Here is a 19,087-nt window from a genome sequence, read left to right on the forward strand (position 1 = left end):
GGCGGGATTCCTTCCTTCAAAGGGCAGCGGCCGACTGCTCGGCGAGCAGGACGGCGGCGGCGTTGATGATGTCGACACTTCCGGCGTGGTGGGGCAGGCGACGGCCTGAGGTGGTCACCTGCACGGCGACCGAGATGCGGCCGGATCCCATGGCGAGCGAGGTCACCTCGAACCCGGGCGCGTAGCCGCGGACGGTGTCGGCGATGGCCGCGATGCTCGTACGGATATGGGCGGGGCTGAATCCGTCGGCGAGGGCGGTGATGGCCACCCGGAAGGGTGGAGCGGGCCGGGCGGGGCTGAGATTGACCATCACCTTCACGTCCTCGGTGCCGGTGAAGGCACGGATCGCGGCGGAGGTGGTGTCGATGTACTGGTCCAGGTTCCGGCGGGTGGCCCGGCCCGCGCTGGCAGCGGCCCCGGTGGCGACCACCTCGACATAGGTGGGGGCGCAGTGGCGCGACACGGCGTGCAGGACTGGGATGGCTGCCTGCCCGCCGCAGCTGACGAGGTTCAGGTGCCGGCTGGCGACCGGGTAGTGCGGGCTGACGCCCGGGACGACAACGGTGCCCAGGCCCGTGGGGGTCAGGTCGATCAGGGTGGCGCCGGTGGGACGCAGGGCCGCCCAGTGCTCGGCGTGGCTGTCTGCGTTGGTGGCGTCGAAGACCACGTCGAAGGGCCCGGCCTCCACCACGGAACCGATACCACCGGCAGCCGTCGGGTAGCCCAGTTCCGCCACCCGGTGAAGGCCCAGGCTGTTCTGGCCGCGGCCCGCCACCAGGACCAGGTCCAGCTTTGCGGAGCGGTGGACTCTGTCGACGAGATCGATCCCGATCAGGCCCGCACCGAGTACGGCGACGCGGCGCCGTGTGTCAGCAGCCATCGGCCGCTCCTTCGCTTGCTGGGAGGGGGCAGGGGTGGTGTCCAGGGGGTGCGGGGTGCCATGGGAGAGCCGGGGTCCGCTGGTCAGCGGACGTGCAGCTCGACCGGCGGCAGATGGAGAGAACGCGCGCATACCGTGGTCCGGTGTTCCAGGAGGAGGCTGGCGTGCACGGCCCCGGCCAAGACCAACTGCCCGGCCCGCAGCCTGTCGCCGAAGTGATGCAGCCGCTCTGCGAGCCACATCAGGGCGCGCAGTGGATCGCCCAGGACGGCACGGCCCTCCCCGGTGGCGACGGCGGCGCCGTTGACGCTGACGACCAGCGGCTCGTCGGCCAGATCCATGTCGCCGTTCAAGGGAACCGGAGGTCCGGTGACGGCCCGAGCACAGGACGCGTTGTCGGCGACGCTGTCCGCCACCGTGATGCGCCAGTCGGTGAACCGCGTGTCGATCACTTCCAGGGCCAGGAACACCTCCTTCACCGCTGCCCGAGCCTCGTCCTCGCCGACATTCCGGCCCGCCAGGTCGCTGCCGAGCCGGAAGGCGAGCTCCGCTTCCACCCGCGGCTGCATCAGTGCGGACCGGGTCAGGGTGCTGCCGGTGGGCAGCATCATGTCGTCCAGCAGGACGCCCGAGTCCGGCTCGTCGACGGCCATCTGCTCCTGCATGGCTTGCGAAGTGACCCCGGCCTTGTGGCCGACGATGCGAGCGCCATCGGCGATGCGCCGCCGGATGGACGCGGCCTGCACCCGGTAGGCGCTCTCCAGCGACAGGCTCGGCCACCGGAGGCTCAGCGCCTCGATCGGGAGGCGGTCGTACTCCGCCGCCAGCAGAGCCGACGCTGTCGTGGCGATCCAGCGGTCATCCAGGTCGTCCATGGAGATCCCTTTCGGAACACAGGTCCGCCTAGCCGTGCGCAGACGTGGCACGGGAGCAGCAGTGAGATGTCACCCGCCCGGCCGCCGGGGCCGGGCCTGATGAAGAGTCAACCGGCGGACCGCTCGCGGCGGTACGGTGGCGGGCAAGCCAAGCGGTATATCCCGTATACGCAGGCAGGTGCTCATGACCACGCGCACGCCGAATGTCCAGCTCAGCGCTCTTGTGGCCGAGTCCGGCCTCACCTACGAGGCGCTGGCCAAGGCAGTGTGCGCGGTGGCCGTCGAATGCGGTGCACGCTTACGGACGAACAAGTCCAACGTGGAGCACTGGATCTCGGGTTCCGTGCCTCGCGGGGACACCTCCACGTTTCTCGCGGTCGCACTCTCCCGGCGCCTGGGCCGCCTCCTGACCGCCGCGGACCTCGGTCTGCCCTCCATGGCGGGGGCGGAGGATGACACCATCGGCCTGTCCCTCGAAAACGACCCTCTGGACGTCCTGATGCCGATGTGGAGGTACGAGTTGGACCGCCGCCGCCTCCTGACCGCCTCCGCCTACTCCGTGGCGGCCGCGGCCCTGCCCCTGACCGATGTCCGGGACATCGCCGCCCGCACCGCCGCCGCCCGCACCGGCCACACCGCCGGCATGGCCGAAGTCGCCGCCGTCCGCGACATGATCAGCGCCTTCTCCGAGATCGATGAACGCCATGGCGGACAGCACGGTCGCAGCGCCCTTGTCACCTACCTCCGTGATGATGTCGCGCCGCTGTGCCGGGCCCGGTTCCGGACCGACGAGGCCCGCCGGCAGATGCTCTCCGCCGCCAGTCGTGGCGTCCACCTGCTGGGCTGGAAGTCCTACGACGCCGGGCAGCAGGGCCTCGCTCAGCGCTACTACCTGCAGTCCTACGCTCTTGCCGCCGAGTCCGGCCTGCGTGGGCATGACGGCTTCGTGATGCGGACCATGGCCATGCAGGGACTCAAGCTCCATCACCCCGAGCACTGCCTGGGCTTGGCCGAGACCGGACTGAGCAGGGCCAAGGGACGTGTGGACGCGCAGACCGAAGCTCTCTTCCGTGTCGTCCATGCCCACACCCTGGTCAAGAGCGGCAGGCGTCGCGAGGCGCTCGCCGAGGCCGAGCACGCCCGCACCCTGCTGGCCGGTGCTCCTGGTGACGAGGTGCCGTTCTGGGCGCTGGCCTGGGGGCCGCCTGCTGCCTCGGTGCACTCCCGCACCGCCAAGGTCCACGAGACTCTCGGGGATCACCATGCCGCCGCCGCGCACTACACGCTGGCCGCAGCGGCCCGTCCGGCCGGCACCTATGCGCGGATCGTCGCGTTGGATCTGGTCGCGGGTGCCGAGATGCACCTCAAGGGCGGCCGCATCGAGCAGGCCTGCGACACCTGGCACCGGGCCATCGACCACATGGGCGGCGTGCGTTCCGTCCGTACCCGCAAGGCCGTCTCCCGTATGCGCGGCGACCTCGTACGCTTCCAGGCCCGCGGCCTGCGGTGCGTGGCCGAGCTGGACGAACGGGGACGCGACTTCCTCAACGGGGCCTGAGTGCCGTTGGAGCCCTCAGACGCGCTCGGAGTGACGACGGACGAGGGGGGCCAGATAGTCCGCGTGGGGACCGGCCAGGCCGGCCAGCTCGTCCGGTGAGCGGACCAGGGCCACGTCGTCGAGTTCGGGGGCCCGCCCGTGAACGCGGTCGGCCTCTGCGGCGGCGGTGAAGCCAGCGCGCAGTGCCGCCTCGGGGAGGGCCGGGGCGAGGTAGGTCAGGCCGACGCTGCCGTTCTCGCCGCGGGTGACCGCCCACAGCCTCAGATCCGTCGCGGCCGCGACGATCCCCAACTCCTCCGCCAGCTCCCTGGCGGCCTGCCCGGCCAGTGCCGACTCGTCCAGGGTCCTGCCCTCCTGTGGGGGCTCGACGGATCCTCCTGGCAGTTGCCAGCGGCCCGGGGCGGCCGTTGAGGGCGACATCCTCGCTGCCAGGACACGGCCGTCAGGGGTCGGCTGGACCACGTTCACGAACAGCGAGGGCAGCGCGCTCGCGCCCGGGACCCGGCGCAGGGCGTAGTGCCGGTACGTCACACGAACCCAGGACAGGCGCAAGACGCGAGGCCCCGCCCACCGCAACCCTCCACAGGCCACCACCGGTCCGTCGAAGAGGCTCGGGTTGGCCCGGACCGCCGTCTCCCATACCTGGTCCCGGGCGGCCGCGTCCTGAGGCGTCAGCGGCGGTTCCACGGCCTCGGACAGCAGAAGCCGCTCGGCCTCGAAGAGATCGACGCCCATGGCGGGCGAGGAGTCGGTCACCCGCTGATCGTAAAGGCCCCTCAGGCCATGGCCGGTCGCCTACCGCGCCGGCGCCGCCGTGATGCGGACCGTGTCGGTGGAGCCGTCCGGGCCGGGGCGGGCGGTGACGGTGCGCCAGCCCTCGGAGGAGCGTTCGGCGGTCCAGACGCGGCCCGCGTAGGACACCTCGGCGATGCCCAGGGAGTGCGCCCGGGCCACCGCCCAGTGGGCCAGCTCCCAGCCGCGGCGGCTGCCCGGGGCCGACGGCTCGGTGTCCGGGGCGCCGGAGGCACCGCCCGCCGCCGGGGCGGCCGGGACCGAGAGCACCGCGCCGGTACCGGCCTTGGGCAGTACGGCGGGGCCGAAGGCCCGGCGCAGCTCCGCCCGTACCTTCGCCGGGTCGCCGGCCGGGACCGCCTCCGCGCCCCGGTCGCAGGTCAGCGAGGCCGGGGTGCGGCCGGTCAGGGCGGCGGCGAGCAGTGCGGCGTCCGGCTCGTGCTTGGCGTACGCCTGGGGGAAGCCGCTGCGCTGCACCCGCTGCGCGGCCACCGTCAGCGGCATCCGCGAGTACCCCGGGACCTCGTCCAGGTGCTCGTAGAACTCCCCGGAGGCGTACACCGGGTCCATGATCTGCCGCTCGGTGCCCCAGCCCTGCGAGGGCCGCTGCTGGAACAGCCCGAGCGAGTCCCGGTCGCCGTAGTCGATGTTGCGCAGCCCCGACTCCTGGAGCGCGGTGGCCAGGGCGATGGTCACCGCCCGCTCCGGCATGCCCCGGGTGGTGCCGACCGCCGCTATCACCGCCGCGTTGGAGGCCTGTTCGGGATCGAACCGGTAGCGGCCTCCGCCGTCGGCCACCTCACAGGAGGGGCTGCCCTTGGCGCCGGTCAGATACTGCGCCAGGACATAGCCGATCAGCGCCAGCAGCACGGCGAACGCGGCGGCCAGACGGAGCGGACGGCGGCGGGGGAGGGGGTGGGGCTCGGACACCAGGCCACCGTACTGGAGGCGGCGGATAGGCTCGGCGCCATGTCCGAGACCCAGCCTGACCACGTTCCCGCGGCCCTCGACCTGACCCTGGACGGCCCGGCGCTGACCGCCGCCCTGGTGGACTTCCCGTCGATCAGCGGCACCGAGAAGCCGCTCGCCGACGCCATCGAGGAGGCCCTGCGCGCCCTTCCGCACCTGAGGGTGGACCGGCACGGCAACAACGTGGTGGCCCGCACCGACCTCGGCCGGCCGGAGCGGGTGGTGCTCGCCGGGCACATCGACACGGTGCCCATCGCGGACAACGTGCCCTCCCGGTTGGACGAGGAGGGCGTGCTCTGGGGCTGCGGCACCTCCGACATGAAGTCCGGGGTGGCCGTCCAGCTGCGGATCGCCGCCACCGTGCCCGCCCCCAACCGCGACCTCACCTTCGTCTTCTACGACAACGAGGAGGTCGCCGCCCACCTCAACGGCCTCGGGCACGTGGCCGAGGCCCACCCCGACTGGCTGGCCGGGGACTTCGCCATCCTGCTGGAGCCGTCCGACGGCGAGGTGGAGGGCGGCTGCCAGGGCACCCTGCGGGTCAAGCTGCGGCTGACCGGTGAGCGGGCGCACTCCGCGCGCTCCTGGATGGGCTCCAACGCGGTGCACGCCGCCGCGCCGATCCTGGCGAAGCTCGCCGCGTACCAGCCGCGCCGGCCGGTGATCGACGGGCTGGAGTACCACGAGGGGCTGAACGCGGTCGGCATCGAGGGCGGGGTGGCCACCAACGTCATCCCCGACGCGTGCGTGGTCACCGTCAACTACCGCTACGCGCCGGACCGCTCCATGGCGGAGGCGGAGGCGCACGTCCGCGAGGTGTTCGCGGACTGCGGGGTGGCCGAGATCACCGTGGACGACCACACCGGCGGCGCCCTGCCCGGCCTCTCCCACCCCGCGGCGGCCGCCTTCATGGCCGCGGTGGGCGGCGCCGCCAAGCCCAAGTTCGGCTGGACCGACGTCTCCCGGTTCAGCGCGCTGGGCGTGCCCGCGGTCAACTACGGCCCCGGCGAACCGCTGCTCGCCCACAAGCGGGACGAGCGGGTGGCGGTGGAGCGGATCACCCACTGCGAGCGGCGGCTGTACGACTGGCTCACCGCCTGACACCGGGGGCGCCCGCCGTCCGCCCCGGGCAGCTCGGGGGCCCGTGTCCCCGGGCATCCTGAGGACCCGTGTCCCCGGGCATCCTGAGGACCCGTGTCTCCGGGCCTCCGCCCGCTCCCCGACTCCCTGACCTTCGTAATTTCCCGAATCTCCATCTTCCCCGGCCTACCCTGAGCGGAGAACGAAGGTCAGCGGAGGGAGTCAGGTCATGGGGAACCCCGAGGCCGAGGCGGATGGACTGCGCGCGCTCGCCGAGCAGCGGCTGGGGCCGGTGGTGCGCCGCCGGGAGCAGATGCAGCCCGGCACCACGGACCAGCGGCTGCTGGACACCGACGGCGGCGACAGCCAGTGGGTGCACACCGACCCGTGGCGGGTGATGCGCATCCAGTCGGAGTTCGTGGAGGGCTTCGGCGCCCTCGCCGAACTGCCGAGCGCCATCAGCGTCTTCGGCTCCGCCCGCACCCCGCAGGACAGTCCGGAGTACGACGCGGGCATCCGCATCGGCCGGGCCCTGGTGGACGCCGGGTTCGCGGTGATCACCGGCGGCGGGCCCGGCGCCATGGAGGCCGCCAACCGGGGCGCCCGGGAGGGCAAGGGCGTCTCGGTCGGGCTCGGCATCGAGCTCCCCTTCGAGCAGGGGCTCAACCCGCATGTCGACATCGGCGTCAACTTCCGCTACTTCTTCGTGCGGAAGACGATGTTCGTGAAGTACGCGCAGGGCTTCGTGGTCCTGCCGGGGGGCCTGGGCACCCTGGACGAGCTGTTCGAGGCGCTCACCCTGGTGCAGACCCGCAAGGTCACCCGCTTCCCGATCGTGCTCTTCGGCACCGCCTACTGGTCGGGTCTGGTCGACTGGCTGAAGAACACCGTGGTCGCCCAGGGCAAGGCCTCCGAGCGGGACCTGCTGCTGTTCCATGTCACCGACGACGTGGACGAGGCGGTCGCCCTGGTCACCAAGGAGACCGGCCCCAACACGCCGTAGGCGGGTCCACCGGCCGTCAGGCCAGCCCCCGGCGGGCGACCGCCGGGGGACGGTGGCCGGCGATCGAGGCCACCATGTCCAGCACCTGGCGGGTCTCCGCCACCTCGTGCACCCGGTACACCTGGGCGCCCAGCCAGGCCGAGACGGCCGTGGTGGCCAGGGTGCCCACCACCCGCTCTTTGACCGGGCGGTCCAGCGTCTCGCCGACGAAGTCCTTGTTGGAGAGCGAGACCAGCACCGGCCAGCCGGTCGCCGTCATCTCGCCGAGCCGGCGGGTCGCCTCCAGGCTGTGCCGGGTGTTCTTCCCGAAGTCATGGCCGGGGTCGATCATGATCCCGTCCCGCCGCACGCCCAGCGCCACGGCCCGCTCGGCCAACCCCAGGGTCACCCGGAGCACATCGGCCATCACATCCTCGTACGCCGCCCGGTGCGGCCGGGTCCGCGGATCGGCGCCGCCCGCGTGGGTGCACACCAGCCCCGCCCCGTAACGAGCCGCCACCTCCGCCAGTTTGGGGTCGACCCCGCCCCAGGCGTCGTTGAGCACATCGGCGCCCGCCTCGCAGACCGCCTCGCCCACCTCGTGGCGCCAGGTGTCCACGCTGATCACCACATCCGGGTGGCGGCGGCGCACCTCGGCGACGAAGCCGACCGTGCGGCGCGCCTCCTCCTCGGCGGAGACCTCCTCGCCGGGCCCGGCCTTCACCCCGCCGATGTCCACGATCGCCGCGCCCTCGGCCACCGCCTGCTCGACCCGGGCGAGCGCCGGCTCGTCGGCGAAGGTGGCGCCCTGGTCGTAGAAGGAGTCCGGGGTCCGGTTCACGATGGCCATCACCACCGGTTCGCGGGTGTCGAACTCCCGCCGTCCCAAGCGCAGCATGCCGCTCCGTCCTCGCTGATCCCGGCTCTGTCGCCGCTCCCGCTGTCGCCTGGAACCCTAGCCGTCGGCGCCTCATGGCACGATCAGGGCTGAGACGAGTTCCGCTCCCCGGGGAAGGCACGCCTGTGTTCTGGTTCTTGCTGATCGCGATGGTGGTGGTCATCGCCGCGGTCACCCTCGCGGTCGTCGGCGGAGGCGAGAGCGAGGTGCTGCCGGAGGCGGCGCCCGAGCAGCTGACCGACCCGCTGCCGCCGACCCGCCCGGCGACCCGGGCGGACATCGATGCGCTGCGGCTGCCGGTGACGGCCCGGGGCTACCGGATGGCCGACGTGGACGACGTCCTCGGCCGCCTCGGCGCCGAACTGGCCGAACGGGACGCCCGCATCGCCCAGCTGGAGGCCGCCCTCGCCGGGGCGCAGGCCACCGCCGCGGACCGGTCCGGCGCCCCCGGCATGTTCGACAAGCCCCTCGCCCGTCCCGCCGAGGGCCCGCAGGACGCGGACGCCACCGAGCCCGGGGACGACCGGTGACCGGCGGCGCCGTACCCGGCCCGGACGGCCGTCCCCGCTGCCCCTGGGGGATCTCCAGCGAGGACTACACCGCCTACCACGACGAGGAGTGGGGCCGTCCCGTCCACGGCGACGACGCCCTCTACGAGCGGCTGTCGCTGGAGGCGTTCCAGTCCGGGCTGTCCTGGATCACCATCCTGCGCCGCCGCGAAGGCTTCCGTCGCGCCTTCGCCGGCTTCCGCATTCCCGAGGTCGCCGCCTTCACCGACGCCGACCGGGAGCGGCTGCTGGCCGACCCCGGCATCATCCGCAACCGCGCCAAGATCGACGCCTGCCTGGACAACGCCCGCCGGCTCGCCGAGTGGGCCCCCGGCGAGCTGGACGAGCTGATCTGGTCCCACGCCCCCGCCCCGGCCGCCCGCCCCGCCCCCCGCACCCTCGCCGACGTGCCCGCGGTCACCCCCGAGTCCACCGCCCTGGCCAAGGAACTGAAACGCCGCGGAGTCCGCTTCGTCGGCCCCACCACCGCCTACGCCCTCATGCAGGCCTGCGGCCTCGTCGACGACCACCTGACCGACTGCGCCGCCCGAGGCGGCGCGATCGTCTGACGTTCCGAGGGCCGGAGGGCGGCGGTACGGGGGAGACGCGGCGCCCGGAGCCGCGGTACGGGCCCGGCAGGCACGGCGCCTGAGGCGGCGGCCCCGGGGCCAAGGGCCGTACCCCCAGCGGCCCCGGCCTTCGGCGGCCCTGCCCGGGGTGTCGCCCGGCGCCCGGGTGGTCGTACGGGCCGGGGTGGCGGTACGGCCAAGGTGCCGCCGCCCGTTCCTTCGGCGGGCCCGGCCCCGCGCCCCGGCGGTCACCCCGGCGCTCGGCGGCCGTCCCGGCGCCCCAGGCGGCCCCGGCGCCCCCGGTGGTCACCCCGGTCCTCGGCGGCGGCAGCCGCCCCCTCAGCGGCCCTGGTAGACCGGCTTCTCCTTGGCGACGAAGGCGCGGACCGCGATGGCGTGGTCCTCGGAGGCGCCCGCGCGCATCTGGAGCTCGCCCTCCTTGTCCAGGGCCTCGTCCAGGCCGTGCCCGGCGCCGTAGGCCAGGGACTCCTTGATCGCGGCGTAGGCGAGGGTCGGTCCGGCGGCCAGGGTGCGGGCCACCGCGAGGGACTGCTCGGCCAGTTCGGCGGCCGGCACCACCTTGTTGGCGATGCCCAGCTCGTACGCCTCCTGCGCCGGGATGGACCGCGGGAAGAACAGCAGCTCGGCGGCGCGCCCGGGGCCCACCACCCGGGGCAGCGTCCAGGAGACGCCGGAGTCCGCGGTGAGCGCCACCCCGGCGAACGCGGTGGTGAAGGAGGCGGTGTCGGCGACCACCCGGTAGTCCGCGGCCAGCGCGAAGCCGAACCCGGCGCCCGCGGCCACCCCGTTCACCCCGGCCACCACCGGCTTCGGCATGCCCGCGATGGCCCGCACGATCGGGTTGTAGTGCTCGGCCACCGTGCTCATCACGGAGTCCGCGTTCTCGGCGAGCAGCCCCATGTGCTCCTTGAGGTCCTGCCCGACGCAGAACGCCCGGCCCGTCGCGGTCAGCAGCACCGCGCGCACCGCCTCGTCCCCGCCCGCCGCCCGCAGGGCCTCCCGCAGCGCCTCCTTGGCCTCGACGCTCAGCGCGTTCATGGCCTCGGGCCGGTTCAGCGTGATCGTCGCCAGTCCGTCGGTCACCTCGTACAGCACGGTGTCGGCCATGGATCTTCAGGTCCCCTCGCTCGGTGACGGCGTTGTCCCGCCCAGCATGGCGGAGATCATCGGGCCCCGGAACGCGGCCCCGGGTGTGACCTGCGTCAAAGGAAGGCCCTCCGGCCGCCTCGCGGCGGGGGCGCAGTATCGCAGGCGGATCGCCGAATTATGCGCTTTTGCGAAAGCGCGTTGCCCAAGCGATGCCGCCCGATGTTGGTCATCGGGTGCGGCCATGCGGGATAATGAGCGGGTAGCAAGGTGTTCGACGCCGGTGAGGTGTGCCCATGCCAGAGGGCCGTCGGCTGACGATGAGCTGGTTTCAGGAAGGGGAACGAGCATGGCGGCCATGAAGCCGCGGACGGGCGACGGCCCGCTCGAGGTGACCAAGGAGGGGCGGGGCATCGTCATGCGCGTTCCGCTCGAAGGCGGCGGTCGGCTTGTCGTCGAGCTGACCCCGGACGAGGCTCGCGCCCTCGGCGACGCACTGAACAACGTCGTCGTCTAAGCGCCGAAGCCCGCGGCGCCGCAGCGCCGCAGCCCTCCACGGTTCTCGAAGCGCCACTTCTGTGGGTCCGCCCCGGCACGGTACACACCGTGCCGGGGCGGTCGTGTTTCCCCGGGTTCCTCCGGGTTTCCCGGGAGCCTCAGGGGCGGCGCACAGCGCAGAGGAGGCCGTCCCCGACCGGCAGCAGGGAGGACAGCAGTTCCGGGCTCTCCCGGACCGCCCGCAGCAGCTCCCGCAGCCGCAGCACCTCCGGCGGCTGGGCCGCCGAGTCCACCGTGCGGCCGTCCGCGAAGACCCCCTCGAAGCAGACCAGTCCGCCGGGGCGGAGCAGGCGCAACGATTCAGCGAGATAGTCCAGGCTCTCCGTACGGTCGCCGTCGCAGAACACCAGGTCGTATCCGCCGTCCGCCAACCGCGGCAGCACATCCAGCGCCCGGCCCGGGATGAACCGCGCCCGGTTGCCCGCGAAGCCGGCCGCCCGGAACGCCTGCCGGGCGAACTGCTGCCGCTCCGGCTCCGGGTCCACGGTGGTCAGCACCCCGTCGGGGCGCATCCCGAGCAGCAGATAGATCCCGGACACCCCCGTCCCGGTGCCGATCTCGGCCACCGCCTTGGCGTCCGCCGTCGCCGCCAGCATCCGCAGCGCGGCGCCGGTGCCCGGGGACACCGAGGGCAGCCCTGCCTCGCGGGCCCGGTCCCGGGCCCAGCGCAGTGCTTCGTCCTCGGCGACAAAGGCGTCGGCGAACGCCCAGCTCGTCTGCCGGTTGGCGGTAATGACCCTCTCCCGTCCCCGTAGTTCGGCAACGGTGACTGTATCCGTTCGGCGCCGGGAACCCGCAGATGGGAGTACGCGTTGGAAGAGGGTGGGAGACAGGGTGGAGAACGGGACGGGGACCGGGACCGGGATCGAGCCGGTGATCAGGCCGGTGATCGGGACCGGGATCGGGACGGAAACGGGGCCGTCACCGGGCCCGGCGGACGGTCCGATCCGGCACTGTTCCGGCACCGCGCCGGCAGCCCCGGCACCGCACCGCGAAGCCCGTCCCAAATGCGCGTAAAGATTCTTATCCGGAGCTAACGGACGGGGTGGCTATGGTAGGGGCTCCACTGGACACCACCAGAGCCGACAGGGGAGGTGCGGCTGTTCCTGCGGGACACCGGGGCGGGTCGCGGTTGCGGCGCTTCCTAGGGTCGGCGGGTGAGCCGAAATCCGTGACCGACACCGCTGACCGTTCCATGCCCGCCGCCTCCGCGCCCACCACCGCGACCTTCGCATCGGACGCGGAATCGCAGGCGTGGGCTCCTCCGACCTGGGAGGAGATCGTCAGCACCCACAGCGGCCGCGTCTACCGCCTCGCCTACCGGCTGAGCGGCAACCAGCACGACGCCGAGGACATCACCCAGGAGGTGTTCGTCCGCGTCTTCCGCTCGCTGTCCACCTACACGCCCGGCACCTTCGAGGGCTGGCTGCACCGCATCACCACCAACCTCTTCCTGGACATGGTGCGCCGCAAGCAGCGCATCCGCTTCGACTCGCTCGGCGACGACGCGGCGGAGCGGCTGCCCAGCAAGGAGCCGGACGCCCAGCAGATCTTCCAGGACACCCACTTCGACGCCGACGTCCAGCAGGCGCTGGACACCCTCGCGCCGGAGTTCCGCGCCGCCGTGGTGCTGTGCGACATCGAAGGGCTGTCGTACGAGGAGATCGCCGCCACCCTCGGGGTGAAGCTCGGCACCGTCCGCAGCCGCATCCACCGCGGCCGCTCCCATCTGCGCAAGGCCCTCCAGCACCGTTCGCCCGAGGCCCGGGCCGAGCAGCGGGCCTTCGCCGCCCTGACGGGGGAGGTCGGTACGGCGTGAGCGGCACAGGACCCACCCCGGCGGACGACCACCTCGGGGACCGTCTCGCCGCCCTCGTCGACGGCGAGCTCGGCCATGACACCCGTGAGCGGTGCCTCGCCCACCTCGCGACCTGCGCCCGCTGCAAGGCCGAGGCCGACGCCCAGCGCCGGCTGAAGAGCGTCTTCGCCCAGGCCGCGCCCCCGCCGCCCTCCGCGGGGCTGCTCGCACGCCTCCAGGGGTTGCCCGGGGGTGCTCCGGGAGACGACGGCGGACCCCCGGGCCCCTTCGGCGGACCGCCGGGGCCCCTCGGCCGGCGGCGAAGCCCTTTCGCCACCGACCGGGCCGACGGGGGAGGGTACGGAATGAGCCCCGGCCCGCTGGAGTACGCGGCCGCCTCCGCCCTCCCGGGCGGGCGCGGTGAGGGCTTCCCCATCCACGAGATCCACGAGGTGGCCCGCCGCGAGGCGGAGCGCTCCCCGTGGCGCGGCCGGCGGTTCGCGCTGACCGCGGCCAGTGCGGTGTCCTTCGCTGCCATCGCCCTGGGCGGCGCCCTGCCCGCGGCCGCCCCGGTCGACGTCCGCGGCGAGGGCACCGGAAGCAACGTCACCCCGGTGCGCTCACCCGGCCAGCAGCAGGGCAGCGACCCCGGCCGGCGCCGCGGCTCCGGCTCCGCCGAGCGGCCCGCGCCGCCGACGGGCGTCCCGGCCCGGGCGGTCCAGCAGCCCGCGGCCCCGCTGCGCACCGGTGCGCCGCCGTTCCTCACGGCGACCCACCCGGGCGCCGGGACCGGGGTGCTCAACGCCCCCGTGGCCCCGCCGCTGGTGCGGCCCGCCGGGCAGGGGCCCTATCTGGCCGCGGTCTCCGGGCCGGGCCCGGCCCGTTCCGCCGCACAGGACGCGTCCTCCGTTTCGCGGCCGTCCACCGGCCGGCGCTGACCGGTCCGGAACCGGTCGCCCCGCACCGGTCGTCCTCCACCGGGCGCGCGGAACCTGGTTGAATCCAGGGCAGCGCGCCCAGTGGTGCGTTCGGGTGAGGGCAGGCAGCGGGGAGAGCATGGACGACGGGAAGCCCACGGGAAGCACACCGGCGTGGTGGAGCCGCCCCGCGCCACCGCGGCCCACCACGCCCCCGCCGGCGGCTCCCGCCGACACGGCCGCCCTTTCGGTGGACCCGCCGCCCGCCGCTCCGGCGAATGAGGCCCCGGCGGATGAGCCCCCGACGGCTGCCGGGACCGCCGCGGCCGGGCCGCCGCCCGCCGCCGCTGTGGACAAGCCCCAGGCGGTTGCCGGAGCTGCCGCGGCCGGGCCCCCGCCCGCCGCCTCGGAGGCGCCTTCAGGGGAGCGCCCGCAGCCGCTGCACGAGCCGGACGAGTACCGCACCCCGCCCTACGGGGAGCCCGGCCCCTGGGCGCCCGCACCCCCCGTACAGCGCCCCGCGCCGACCCCGCCGCACGGCAGCCCCGTACCCGTACCCGCTCCGGCCCCGCCGCCCGGGCACGCCCCGAGCGCGTCGGCCGCCGCCGGGCAGCCGGGGCCCGCGCCCCAGCCGCTCCAGCCGCCGGCCGGGCCGCCGCCGGCCGTACCGGGGCCCGGGGCCGGTCACGCCCTGCCCGCGCACTCGGGCGTACCGGGGCCCGCGACGGGGCACCCCGAGCCCGCGCCGCAGCCGCTCCAGCCGCCGGCCGGGCCGCCGCCGGCCGTACCGGGGCCCGGGGCCGGTCACGCCCCGCCCGCGCACTCGGGCGTACCGGGGCCCGCGACCGGGCACCCCGAGCCCGCGCCGCAGCCCGCGCCCCCGGCCGTAGCTGCGCGGCCCGGGGGCGGACATGCCCCCTCCCAGTGGCTCCAGTACGACCCGTGGAACGCCCCGGGGGCCGCGTCCGTACCGCCGCCGCGGCAGCCGTTCACCCACACCGGTGATCCTGGTCCGGGACGGGCCCCCCGGCGCCGGCGGCGGCTGCTCGGAGTGGCCGGCGCGCTGGTGTTCGCCGCGCTCGCCGGGGTGGTCGGCGGCGGCGTCGGCGCCTACATCGAGCGCAACGGCGGGCTGACCACCGTGGAACTGCCGCAGGCCGCCCGCGAGGACACCGGCCGGGCACCCGGCAGCGTCGCCGGGATCGCGGCCAGCGCGCTGCCCAGCGTGGTGACCATCCATGTCAGCGGCGGCGGCGAACAGGGCACCGGCACCGGCTTCGTACTCGACAAGCGCGGCCACATCCTCACCAACCACCATGTGGTGGACCCCTCGGGCAGCTCCGGGGAGATCGCGGTCACCTTCAGCGGGGGCGAGACGGCCGCCGCCGAACTGGTCGGCAAGGACGCGGGCTACGACCTGGCCGTGATCAAGGTCAAAGGCGTCTCCGGGCTGAAGCCGCTGCCGCTGGGCAACAGCGACAGTGTCCGGGTCGGCGACCCGGTGGTGGCGATCGGCGCCCCCTTCGACCTCCAGAACACCGTGACCTCCGGGATCATCAGCGCCAAGGGGCGGCCGATCACCGCGGGCGGCGAGGAGGGGGACGGCAGCGACATCAGCTATGTCGACGCCCTCCAGACCGACGCGCCGATCAACCCCGGCAACTCCGGCGGCCCGCTGGTCGACGACCGGGCCCGGGTCATCGGCATCAACAGCGCCATCCGGGCCGCCGACGGCGGCTCGGGCTCGGAGGGCGGCCGGGCCGGGTCGATAGGGCTGGGCTTCGCGATCCCGATCAACCAGGGCAAGCGGGTCGCCGAGGAGCTGATCAACACCGGCAAGGCGACCCATCCGGTCATCGGGGTCAGCCTCGACATGAAGTACACCGGCGACGGCGCGAAGGTCGGCACCAAGGGCCAGGACGGCGCCCCGTCCGTGGTCCCGGACGGCCCGGCCGCCAAGGCCGGCATCCGCTCGGGCGACGTCATCACCCAAGTGGACGGGGAGCGGGTGCACAGCGGCGAGGAGCTGATCGTCAAGATCCGCGCCCACCGCCCCGGCGACCGCCTCCGGCTCACCCTGGAGCGGGGCGGCAAGGAGGAGACCAGGACCCTGACCCTGGGCTCCGCCGGCAACTGAACGCGCCGCCGCCCGGTCCGGGGACCGGGCGGTACCGCCCCGCCGGGGCGGCCAGGTACCGTGGAACGGCCCGGCGCGCCCCGGACCGAACCGGGCGGACCCTGTGGAGGAGCGGCAAGGTGTTCAACGACATAGGCGCACTGGAGCTGGTGGTGCTCGTGGTCCTTGCCGTGCTCATCTTCGGCCCGGACAAGCTGCCGAAGCTGATCCAGGACATCTCCGGCTTCGTCCGCAAGATCCGGGACTTCTCCGAGAACGCCAAGCAGGACATCCGCACCGAGCTGGGGCCCGAGTTCAAGGACTTCGAGTTCGAGGACCTCAACCCCAAGGCGTTCATCCGCAAGCATCTCGCCGAGAACGAGGACCTGAAGGAGCTCAAGGAGCTCCGCGGCAGCTTCGACCTGCGCAAGGAGATCGGCGAGGTCGCCGACGCGGTGCACAGCCGCGAGGCGGACGCCTCCGTCCCGGCGGCGGTCAACGGCAGCTCCGGCGCCCCCGACCTGCGCAAGCGCACCGACCCCCCCGCCCCCGGCGACCGCCCCCCCTTCGACGCCGACGCCACCTGAGGCCGAGAGCCGACGGCACCCGGGGCCCGCAGCCAGAGGCTTATGGCCGACAGCCCCCGGGGCTCGCGGCCGTCGGGGCCCGACACCGGTCTGAGGCTCCCCGACACCGCCCGGGGGCCGGGCTTCCGGAGTCTGTCCGCCCGGGGTGGATATCCTCTCCCTCTGTCCGGCTGTGAGGACGCCCATGGGACGGGCCCTGCCGGACTCCATGTGACGAGGAGGCGGCCGGGCAGATGGAGACGACGAGTCGGGTGGGGACCGCGGGCCCCGCGCCCGCACCCACCCCACCCACCACCGCGTCCGCGGGGACCGACGCGGCGCGCCGGCAGGTGGTCGAGGGCTTCGTGCGCGCGACCTTCCCCTGGTACGGCCTGGACGCGGCGTTCACCGGGCCGCGCTGGCTGATGCAGGTCGGCACCTCCGCCGACGGCACGGTGCAGCACGGCACCACCGGCCACGGCGAGGAGCCGTCGATAAGGCCGGACGGCTCCGGACCGGACGACGAGCGGTTCACCGCCGTGGTGACGGTCGCCGCCAGCCCCGTGCGCCGCACCGGAGACGGCACCGGGGTGCTGGACGCCACCAGCGTCTCCTCGGCCGCCTGGCTGGCCGGCTCGGGCCTCCTCGCGTACACCTGGCCGCCACAGCTCGACCACGCGCTGCGCGACGACTGGCTGGAGCAGCAGACCGAGGCCGCCTTCGCGCTCGCCGACGACCTGGACGGCCCGGAGTGGACCACGCTCTCGTTGCCGGTGGACGGGGTGCCGGTGCCCTTCCACTACCGCGAGTCCGAGTTCGGCTGGGTGCTGGCCGGCACCACCGCGGGCGGCGCCCACATCGGCGCGTACGGCCGCGGCATGAGCGCCTACGGCCTCGGCTTCGCCGTGGTCGAGGACTTGGTGGAGTACAGCGCCTCGTACCGCTGAGGACATGTGCGTACGGCGAAGGGGGCGGACCCGGGATCCCGGGTCCGCCCCCTTCCTCGTAGCTCGGTGCGTCGGCTCAGAACTTGTTGCGCGGGGTGATGCCCAGCGACATCCCGGACAGACCGCGCTGGCGGCCGCCGAGCTTGCCCGCGATGGTGCGCAGCGCCGCACCGGCCGGGGAGTCGGGGTCGGAGAGCACCACCGGGCGACCCTCGTCGCCGCCCTCGCGCAGCCGTACGTCGATCGGGATCTGGCCGAGCACCGGGACGGTGGCGCCGGTGGTCCGGGTCAGCCCGTCGGCGACCGCCTGACCGCCGCCGGTGCCGAAGACGTCCACCATCTCGTCGCAGTGCGGACAGGGCAGGCCGGACATGTTCTCGACCACGCCGACGATCTTCTGGTGGGTCTGCACGGCGATCGACCCGGCCCGCTCGGCGACCTCGGCGGCCGCCTGCTGCGGGGTGGTGACGACCAGGATCTCCGCGTTCGGCACCAGCTGGGCGACCGAGATCGCGATGTCACCGGTGCCCGGCGGCAGGTCCAGCAGCAGCACGTCCAGGTCGCCCCAGTACACGTCCGCCAGGAACTGCTGGAGCGCCCGGTGCAGCATCGGGCCGCGCCACACCACGGGCGCGTTGCCCGGGGTGAACATGCCGATGGAGATGACCTTCACGCCGTTCGCCGAGGGCGGCATGATCATGTTCTCGACCTGGGTGGGGCGGCCGTCCGCGCCCAGCATCCGCGGCACGCTGTGGCCGTAGATGTCGGCGTCCACCACGCCGACCTTCAGCCCGTCGGCGGCCATCGCGGCCGCCAGGTTCACGGTCACGGAGGACTTGCCGACGCCGCCCTTGCCGGAGGCCACCGCGTACACCCGGGTCAGCGAGCCCGGCTTGGCGAACGGCACCTCCCGCTCGGCGGTGGTGCCGCGCAGCGCCGCCGCCAGCTCCTTGCGCTGCTCGTCGCCCATCACGTCGAGCTCGACCTCGACCCCGGTGACGCCCTCGACGCGGGAGACCGCCTCGGTGACCCGGGCGGTGATGGTGTCGCGCATCGGGCATCCGGCGACCGTCAGGTAGACCGCGACCGCGACCGTCCCGTCCGCGCCGATCTCCACCGACTTGACCATGCCCAGCTCGGTGATCGGCCGGTTGATCTCGGGGTCGTTCACCGTCGCCAGTGCTTCGCGCACCGCGTCTTCCGTAGCCATAGGGACGATGGTACGGCGCCCGGGCCCGCCGCCGGAAAGCCCGTCAGCGGTCGCCTTCGTCACTCGTCCCACCGCGGCGGGACGGGAACACCCCGCTCCGCTCGCCGGGACCGTCGAGCTCCTTCAGGTCCTTGTACTCCTTCAGCTCCTCCAGCTCGCGCAGGTCGCGGACCAGGTCCTCCAGCTCGGAGCGGATCCAGTCCCGGGTGGCGACCTCGCCGAGACCCATCCGCAGCGCGGCGATCTCCCTGGTCAGGTACTCGGTGTCGGCGATCGAGCGCTCGTTCTGCTTGCGGTCCTGCTCCAGGTTGACCCGGTCCCGGTCGTCCTGGCGGTTCTGCGCCAGCAGGATCAGCGGGGCCGCGTAGGAGGCCTGGAGGGAGAGCATCAGGGTGAGGAAGATGAACGGGTAGTTGTCGAACCGCAGATGGGCGGGGGCGAAGATGTTCCACACCACCCACAGGATGATCACCACCGTCATCCAGACGATGAACCGCCCGGTGCCCAGGAAGCGGGCGATCCGCTCGGACAGCCGCCCGAACGCGTCGGGGTCGTAGGAGGGCAGCAGCCGGGGCCGCCGCTCCCGGGGCAGGTCCAGCCTGATCCGGGGCGGGGTGGCCGCCGGCGACCGCTCCTGCGCGCCGCGGGCCGCCCGCTCCTGCCCGCTGCGGCCGATCCGCTCCTGGGCGGCGCGGCCCATCCGGTCCTGGGTGTTGC

The 19,087-nt window shown here is 73.9% G+C and carries 20 protein-coding genes; 11 read left to right on the forward strand and 9 right to left on the reverse strand.

The window, feature by feature from the left end:
* Positions 1 to 16: 16 nt before the first annotated feature.
* Positions 17 to 880: an acetaldehyde dehydrogenase (acetylating) gene (locus M1O15_RS21090; protein ID WP_248635658.1), complete on the reverse strand. Its 864-nt coding sequence runs from the start codon at positions 878 to 880 to the stop codon at positions 17 to 19.
* 83 nt (positions 881 to 963) lie between these two features.
* Positions 964 to 1,755: a 2-keto-4-pentenoate hydratase gene (locus M1O15_RS21095; RefSeq protein WP_248635659.1), complete on the reverse strand. Its 792-nt coding sequence runs from the start codon at positions 1,753 to 1,755 to the stop codon at positions 964 to 966.
* Positions 1,756 to 1,939: 184 nt separating this feature from the next.
* On the opposite strand from M1O15_RS21095, the gene M1O15_RS21100 reads away from it, so the two are divergent.
* The gene (locus M1O15_RS21100) at positions 1,940 to 3,313 is read left to right on the forward strand and encodes an NsdA family TPR-like regulatory protein (protein WP_248635660.1); all 1,374 of its coding nucleotides are present in this window, start codon (positions 1,940 to 1,942) and stop codon (positions 3,311 to 3,313) included.
* Positions 3,314 to 3,328: 15 nt separating this feature from the next.
* Here the strand turns inward: M1O15_RS21100 and M1O15_RS21105 are convergent, their stop codons facing one another.
* Together M1O15_RS21105 and M1O15_RS21110 are read right to left on the reverse strand one after the other, a co-directional pair.
* Positions 3,329 to 4,069, reverse strand: coding sequence for an NUDIX hydrolase (locus tag M1O15_RS21105; RefSeq protein WP_308282376.1), 741 nt, complete (start codon positions 4,067 to 4,069; stop codon positions 3,329 to 3,331).
* A 39-nt stretch (positions 4,070 to 4,108) separates the two neighbouring features.
* Positions 4,109 to 5,035, reverse strand: coding sequence for a VldE C-terminal domain-containing protein (locus tag M1O15_RS21110; RefSeq protein WP_248635661.1), 927 nt, complete (start codon positions 5,033 to 5,035; stop codon positions 4,109 to 4,111).
* A gap of 39 nt (positions 5,036 to 5,074) precedes the next feature.
* Here M1O15_RS21110 and dapE point away from each other — a divergent pair, with 39 nt between their 5' ends.
* Positions 5,075 to 6,175: a succinyl-diaminopimelate desuccinylase gene (gene dapE / locus M1O15_RS21115; protein WP_248635662.1), complete on the forward strand. Its 1,101-nt coding sequence runs from the start codon at positions 5,075 to 5,077 to the stop codon at positions 6,173 to 6,175.
* Positions 6,176 to 6,383: 208 nt separating this feature from the next.
* Positions 6,384 to 7,157, forward strand: a complete 774-nt coding sequence (locus M1O15_RS21120) for an LOG family protein (RefSeq protein ID WP_248635663.1) — start codon at positions 6,384 to 6,386, stop codon at positions 7,155 to 7,157.
* A gap of 16 nt (positions 7,158 to 7,173) precedes the next feature.
* Here the strand turns inward: M1O15_RS21120 and folP are convergent, their stop codons facing one another.
* Positions 7,174 to 8,034 (reverse strand): dihydropteroate synthase, encoded by an 861-nt coding sequence (gene folP, locus M1O15_RS21125; RefSeq protein ID WP_248635664.1) that lies wholly within the window; start codon positions 8,032 to 8,034, stop codon positions 7,174 to 7,176.
* Positions 8,035 to 8,159: 125 nt separating this feature from the next.
* Here folP and M1O15_RS21130 point away from each other — a divergent pair, with 125 nt between their 5' ends.
* Both M1O15_RS21130 and M1O15_RS21135 read left to right on the forward strand, forming a co-directional pair.
* Positions 8,160 to 8,564, forward strand: coding sequence for a DivIVA domain-containing protein (locus M1O15_RS21130; RefSeq protein ID WP_248635665.1), 405 nt, complete (start codon positions 8,160 to 8,162; stop codon positions 8,562 to 8,564).
* Positions 8,561 to 9,151, forward strand: a complete 591-nt coding sequence (locus M1O15_RS21135) for a DNA-3-methyladenine glycosylase I (RefSeq protein ID WP_308282377.1) — start codon at positions 8,561 to 8,563, stop codon at positions 9,149 to 9,151. The genes M1O15_RS21130 and M1O15_RS21135 overlap by 4 nt, the downstream gene beginning before the upstream one ends.
* Positions 9,152 to 9,490: 339 nt before the next feature.
* On the opposite strand, the gene chcB is transcribed toward M1O15_RS21135, so the two are convergent.
* Positions 9,491 to 10,279, reverse strand: a complete 789-nt coding sequence (chcB, locus tag M1O15_RS21140) for a 2-cyclohexenylcarbonyl CoA isomerase (RefSeq protein WP_248635667.1) — start codon at positions 10,277 to 10,279, stop codon at positions 9,491 to 9,493.
* 328 nt (positions 10,280 to 10,607) lie between these two features.
* Here chcB and M1O15_RS21145 point away from each other — a divergent pair, with 328 nt between their 5' ends.
* Complete coding sequence (locus M1O15_RS21145) at positions 10,608 to 10,775, forward strand: DUF3117 domain-containing protein (protein ID WP_181160481.1); 168 nt, start codon at positions 10,608 to 10,610, stop codon at positions 10,773 to 10,775.
* 139 nt (positions 10,776 to 10,914) lie between these two features.
* Here the strand turns inward: M1O15_RS21145 and M1O15_RS21150 are convergent, their stop codons facing one another.
* Entirely contained in the window at positions 10,915 to 11,550 is a 636-nt protein-coding gene (locus M1O15_RS21150) for an O-methyltransferase (protein ID WP_248635722.1), read from the reverse strand.
* Between the two features lie 317 nt (positions 11,551 to 11,867).
* Between M1O15_RS21150 and sigE the strand changes: the two genes are divergently transcribed.
* The 5 genes from sigE (at position 11,868) to M1O15_RS21175 (ending at position 17,160) form a co-directional block, all read left to right on the forward strand.
* On the forward strand, positions 11,868 to 12,635 hold the full coding sequence (sigE, locus tag M1O15_RS21155) for an RNA polymerase sigma factor SigE (protein WP_248635669.1): 768 nt from the start codon (positions 11,868 to 11,870) through the stop codon (positions 12,633 to 12,635).
* The gene (locus M1O15_RS21160; RefSeq protein WP_248635670.1) at positions 12,632 to 13,552 is read left to right on the forward strand and encodes a zf-HC2 domain-containing protein; all 921 of its coding nucleotides are present in this window, start codon (positions 12,632 to 12,634) and stop codon (positions 13,550 to 13,552) included. Before sigE ends, M1O15_RS21160 begins: the two co-directional genes overlap by 4 nt.
* A gap of 118 nt (positions 13,553 to 13,670) precedes the next feature.
* Positions 13,671 to 15,668, forward strand: a complete 1,998-nt coding sequence (locus M1O15_RS21165) for a S1C family serine protease (protein WP_248635671.1) — start codon at positions 13,671 to 13,673, stop codon at positions 15,666 to 15,668.
* A gap of 119 nt (positions 15,669 to 15,787) precedes the next feature.
* Positions 15,788 to 16,234, forward strand: coding sequence for a sec-independent translocase (locus tag M1O15_RS21170; protein WP_248635672.1), 447 nt, complete (start codon positions 15,788 to 15,790; stop codon positions 16,232 to 16,234).
* Positions 16,235 to 16,467: 233 nt separating this feature from the next.
* Entirely contained in the window at positions 16,468 to 17,160 is a 693-nt protein-coding gene (locus M1O15_RS21175) for a hypothetical protein (RefSeq protein WP_248635673.1), read from the forward strand.
* A 76-nt stretch (positions 17,161 to 17,236) separates the two neighbouring features.
* Here M1O15_RS21175 and M1O15_RS21180 read toward each other — a convergent pair whose 3' ends face one another.
* Both M1O15_RS21180 and M1O15_RS21185 read right to left on the reverse strand, forming a co-directional pair.
* Complete coding sequence (locus tag M1O15_RS21180; protein WP_248635674.1) at positions 17,237 to 18,370, reverse strand: Mrp/NBP35 family ATP-binding protein; 1,134 nt, start codon at positions 18,368 to 18,370, stop codon at positions 17,237 to 17,239.
* Between the two features lie 43 nt (positions 18,371 to 18,413).
* The gene (locus M1O15_RS21185) at positions 18,414 to 19,070 is read right to left on the reverse strand and encodes a DUF1003 domain-containing protein (protein ID WP_248635723.1); all 657 of its coding nucleotides are present in this window, start codon (positions 19,068 to 19,070) and stop codon (positions 18,414 to 18,416) included.
* Positions 19,071 to 19,087 lie beyond the last annotated feature (17 nt).

This window comes from Streptomyces lichenis (assembly GCF_023218175.1).
GTDB classification, from domain to species: domain Bacteria; phylum Actinomycetota; class Actinomycetes; order Streptomycetales; family Streptomycetaceae; genus Streptomyces; species Streptomyces lichenis.

What these genes read in the sequence shown, in the direction of transcription:
- M1O15_RS21090 (WP_248635658.1), bottom strand. Translation starts at nt 880, where the DNA reads ATGGCTGCTGACACACGGCGCCGCGTCGCCGTACTCGGTGCGGGCCTG.
- M1O15_RS21095 (WP_248635659.1), bottom strand. Translation starts at nt 1,755, where the DNA reads ATGGACGACCTGGATGACCGCTGGATCGCCACGACAGCGTCGGCTCTG.
- M1O15_RS21100 (WP_248635660.1), top strand. Translation starts at nt 1,940, where the DNA reads ATGACCACGCGCACGCCGAATGTCCAGCTCAGCGCTCTTGTGGCCGAG.
- dapE (WP_248635662.1), top strand. Translation starts at nt 5,075, where the DNA reads ATGTCCGAGACCCAGCCTGACCACGTTCCCGCGGCCCTCGACCTGACC.
- M1O15_RS21120 (WP_248635663.1), top strand. Translation starts at nt 6,384, where the DNA reads ATGGGGAACCCCGAGGCCGAGGCGGATGGACTGCGCGCGCTCGCCGAG.
- folP (WP_248635664.1), bottom strand. Translation starts at nt 8,034, where the DNA reads ATGCTGCGCTTGGGACGGCGGGAGTTCGACACCCGCGAACCGGTGGTG.
- chcB (WP_248635667.1), bottom strand. Translation starts at nt 10,279, where the DNA reads ATGGCCGACACCGTGCTGTACGAGGTGACCGACGGACTGGCGACGATC.
- M1O15_RS21145 (WP_181160481.1), top strand. Translation starts at nt 10,608, where the DNA reads ATGGCGGCCATGAAGCCGCGGACGGGCGACGGCCCGCTCGAGGTGACC.
- sigE (WP_248635669.1), top strand. Translation starts at nt 11,868, where the DNA reads ATGGTAGGGGCTCCACTGGACACCACCAGAGCCGACAGGGGAGGTGCG.
- M1O15_RS21165 (WP_248635671.1), top strand. Translation starts at nt 13,671, where the DNA reads ATGGACGACGGGAAGCCCACGGGAAGCACACCGGCGTGGTGGAGCCGC.
- M1O15_RS21175 (WP_248635673.1), top strand. Translation starts at nt 16,468, where the DNA reads ATGGAGACGACGAGTCGGGTGGGGACCGCGGGCCCCGCGCCCGCACCC.
- M1O15_RS21180 (WP_248635674.1), bottom strand. Translation starts at nt 18,370, where the DNA reads ATGGCTACGGAAGACGCGGTGCGCGAAGCACTGGCGACGGTGAACGAC.
- M1O15_RS21185 (WP_248635723.1), bottom strand. Translation starts at nt 19,070, where the DNA reads ATGGGCCGCGCCGCCCAGGAGCGGATCGGCCGCAGCGGGCAGGAGCGG.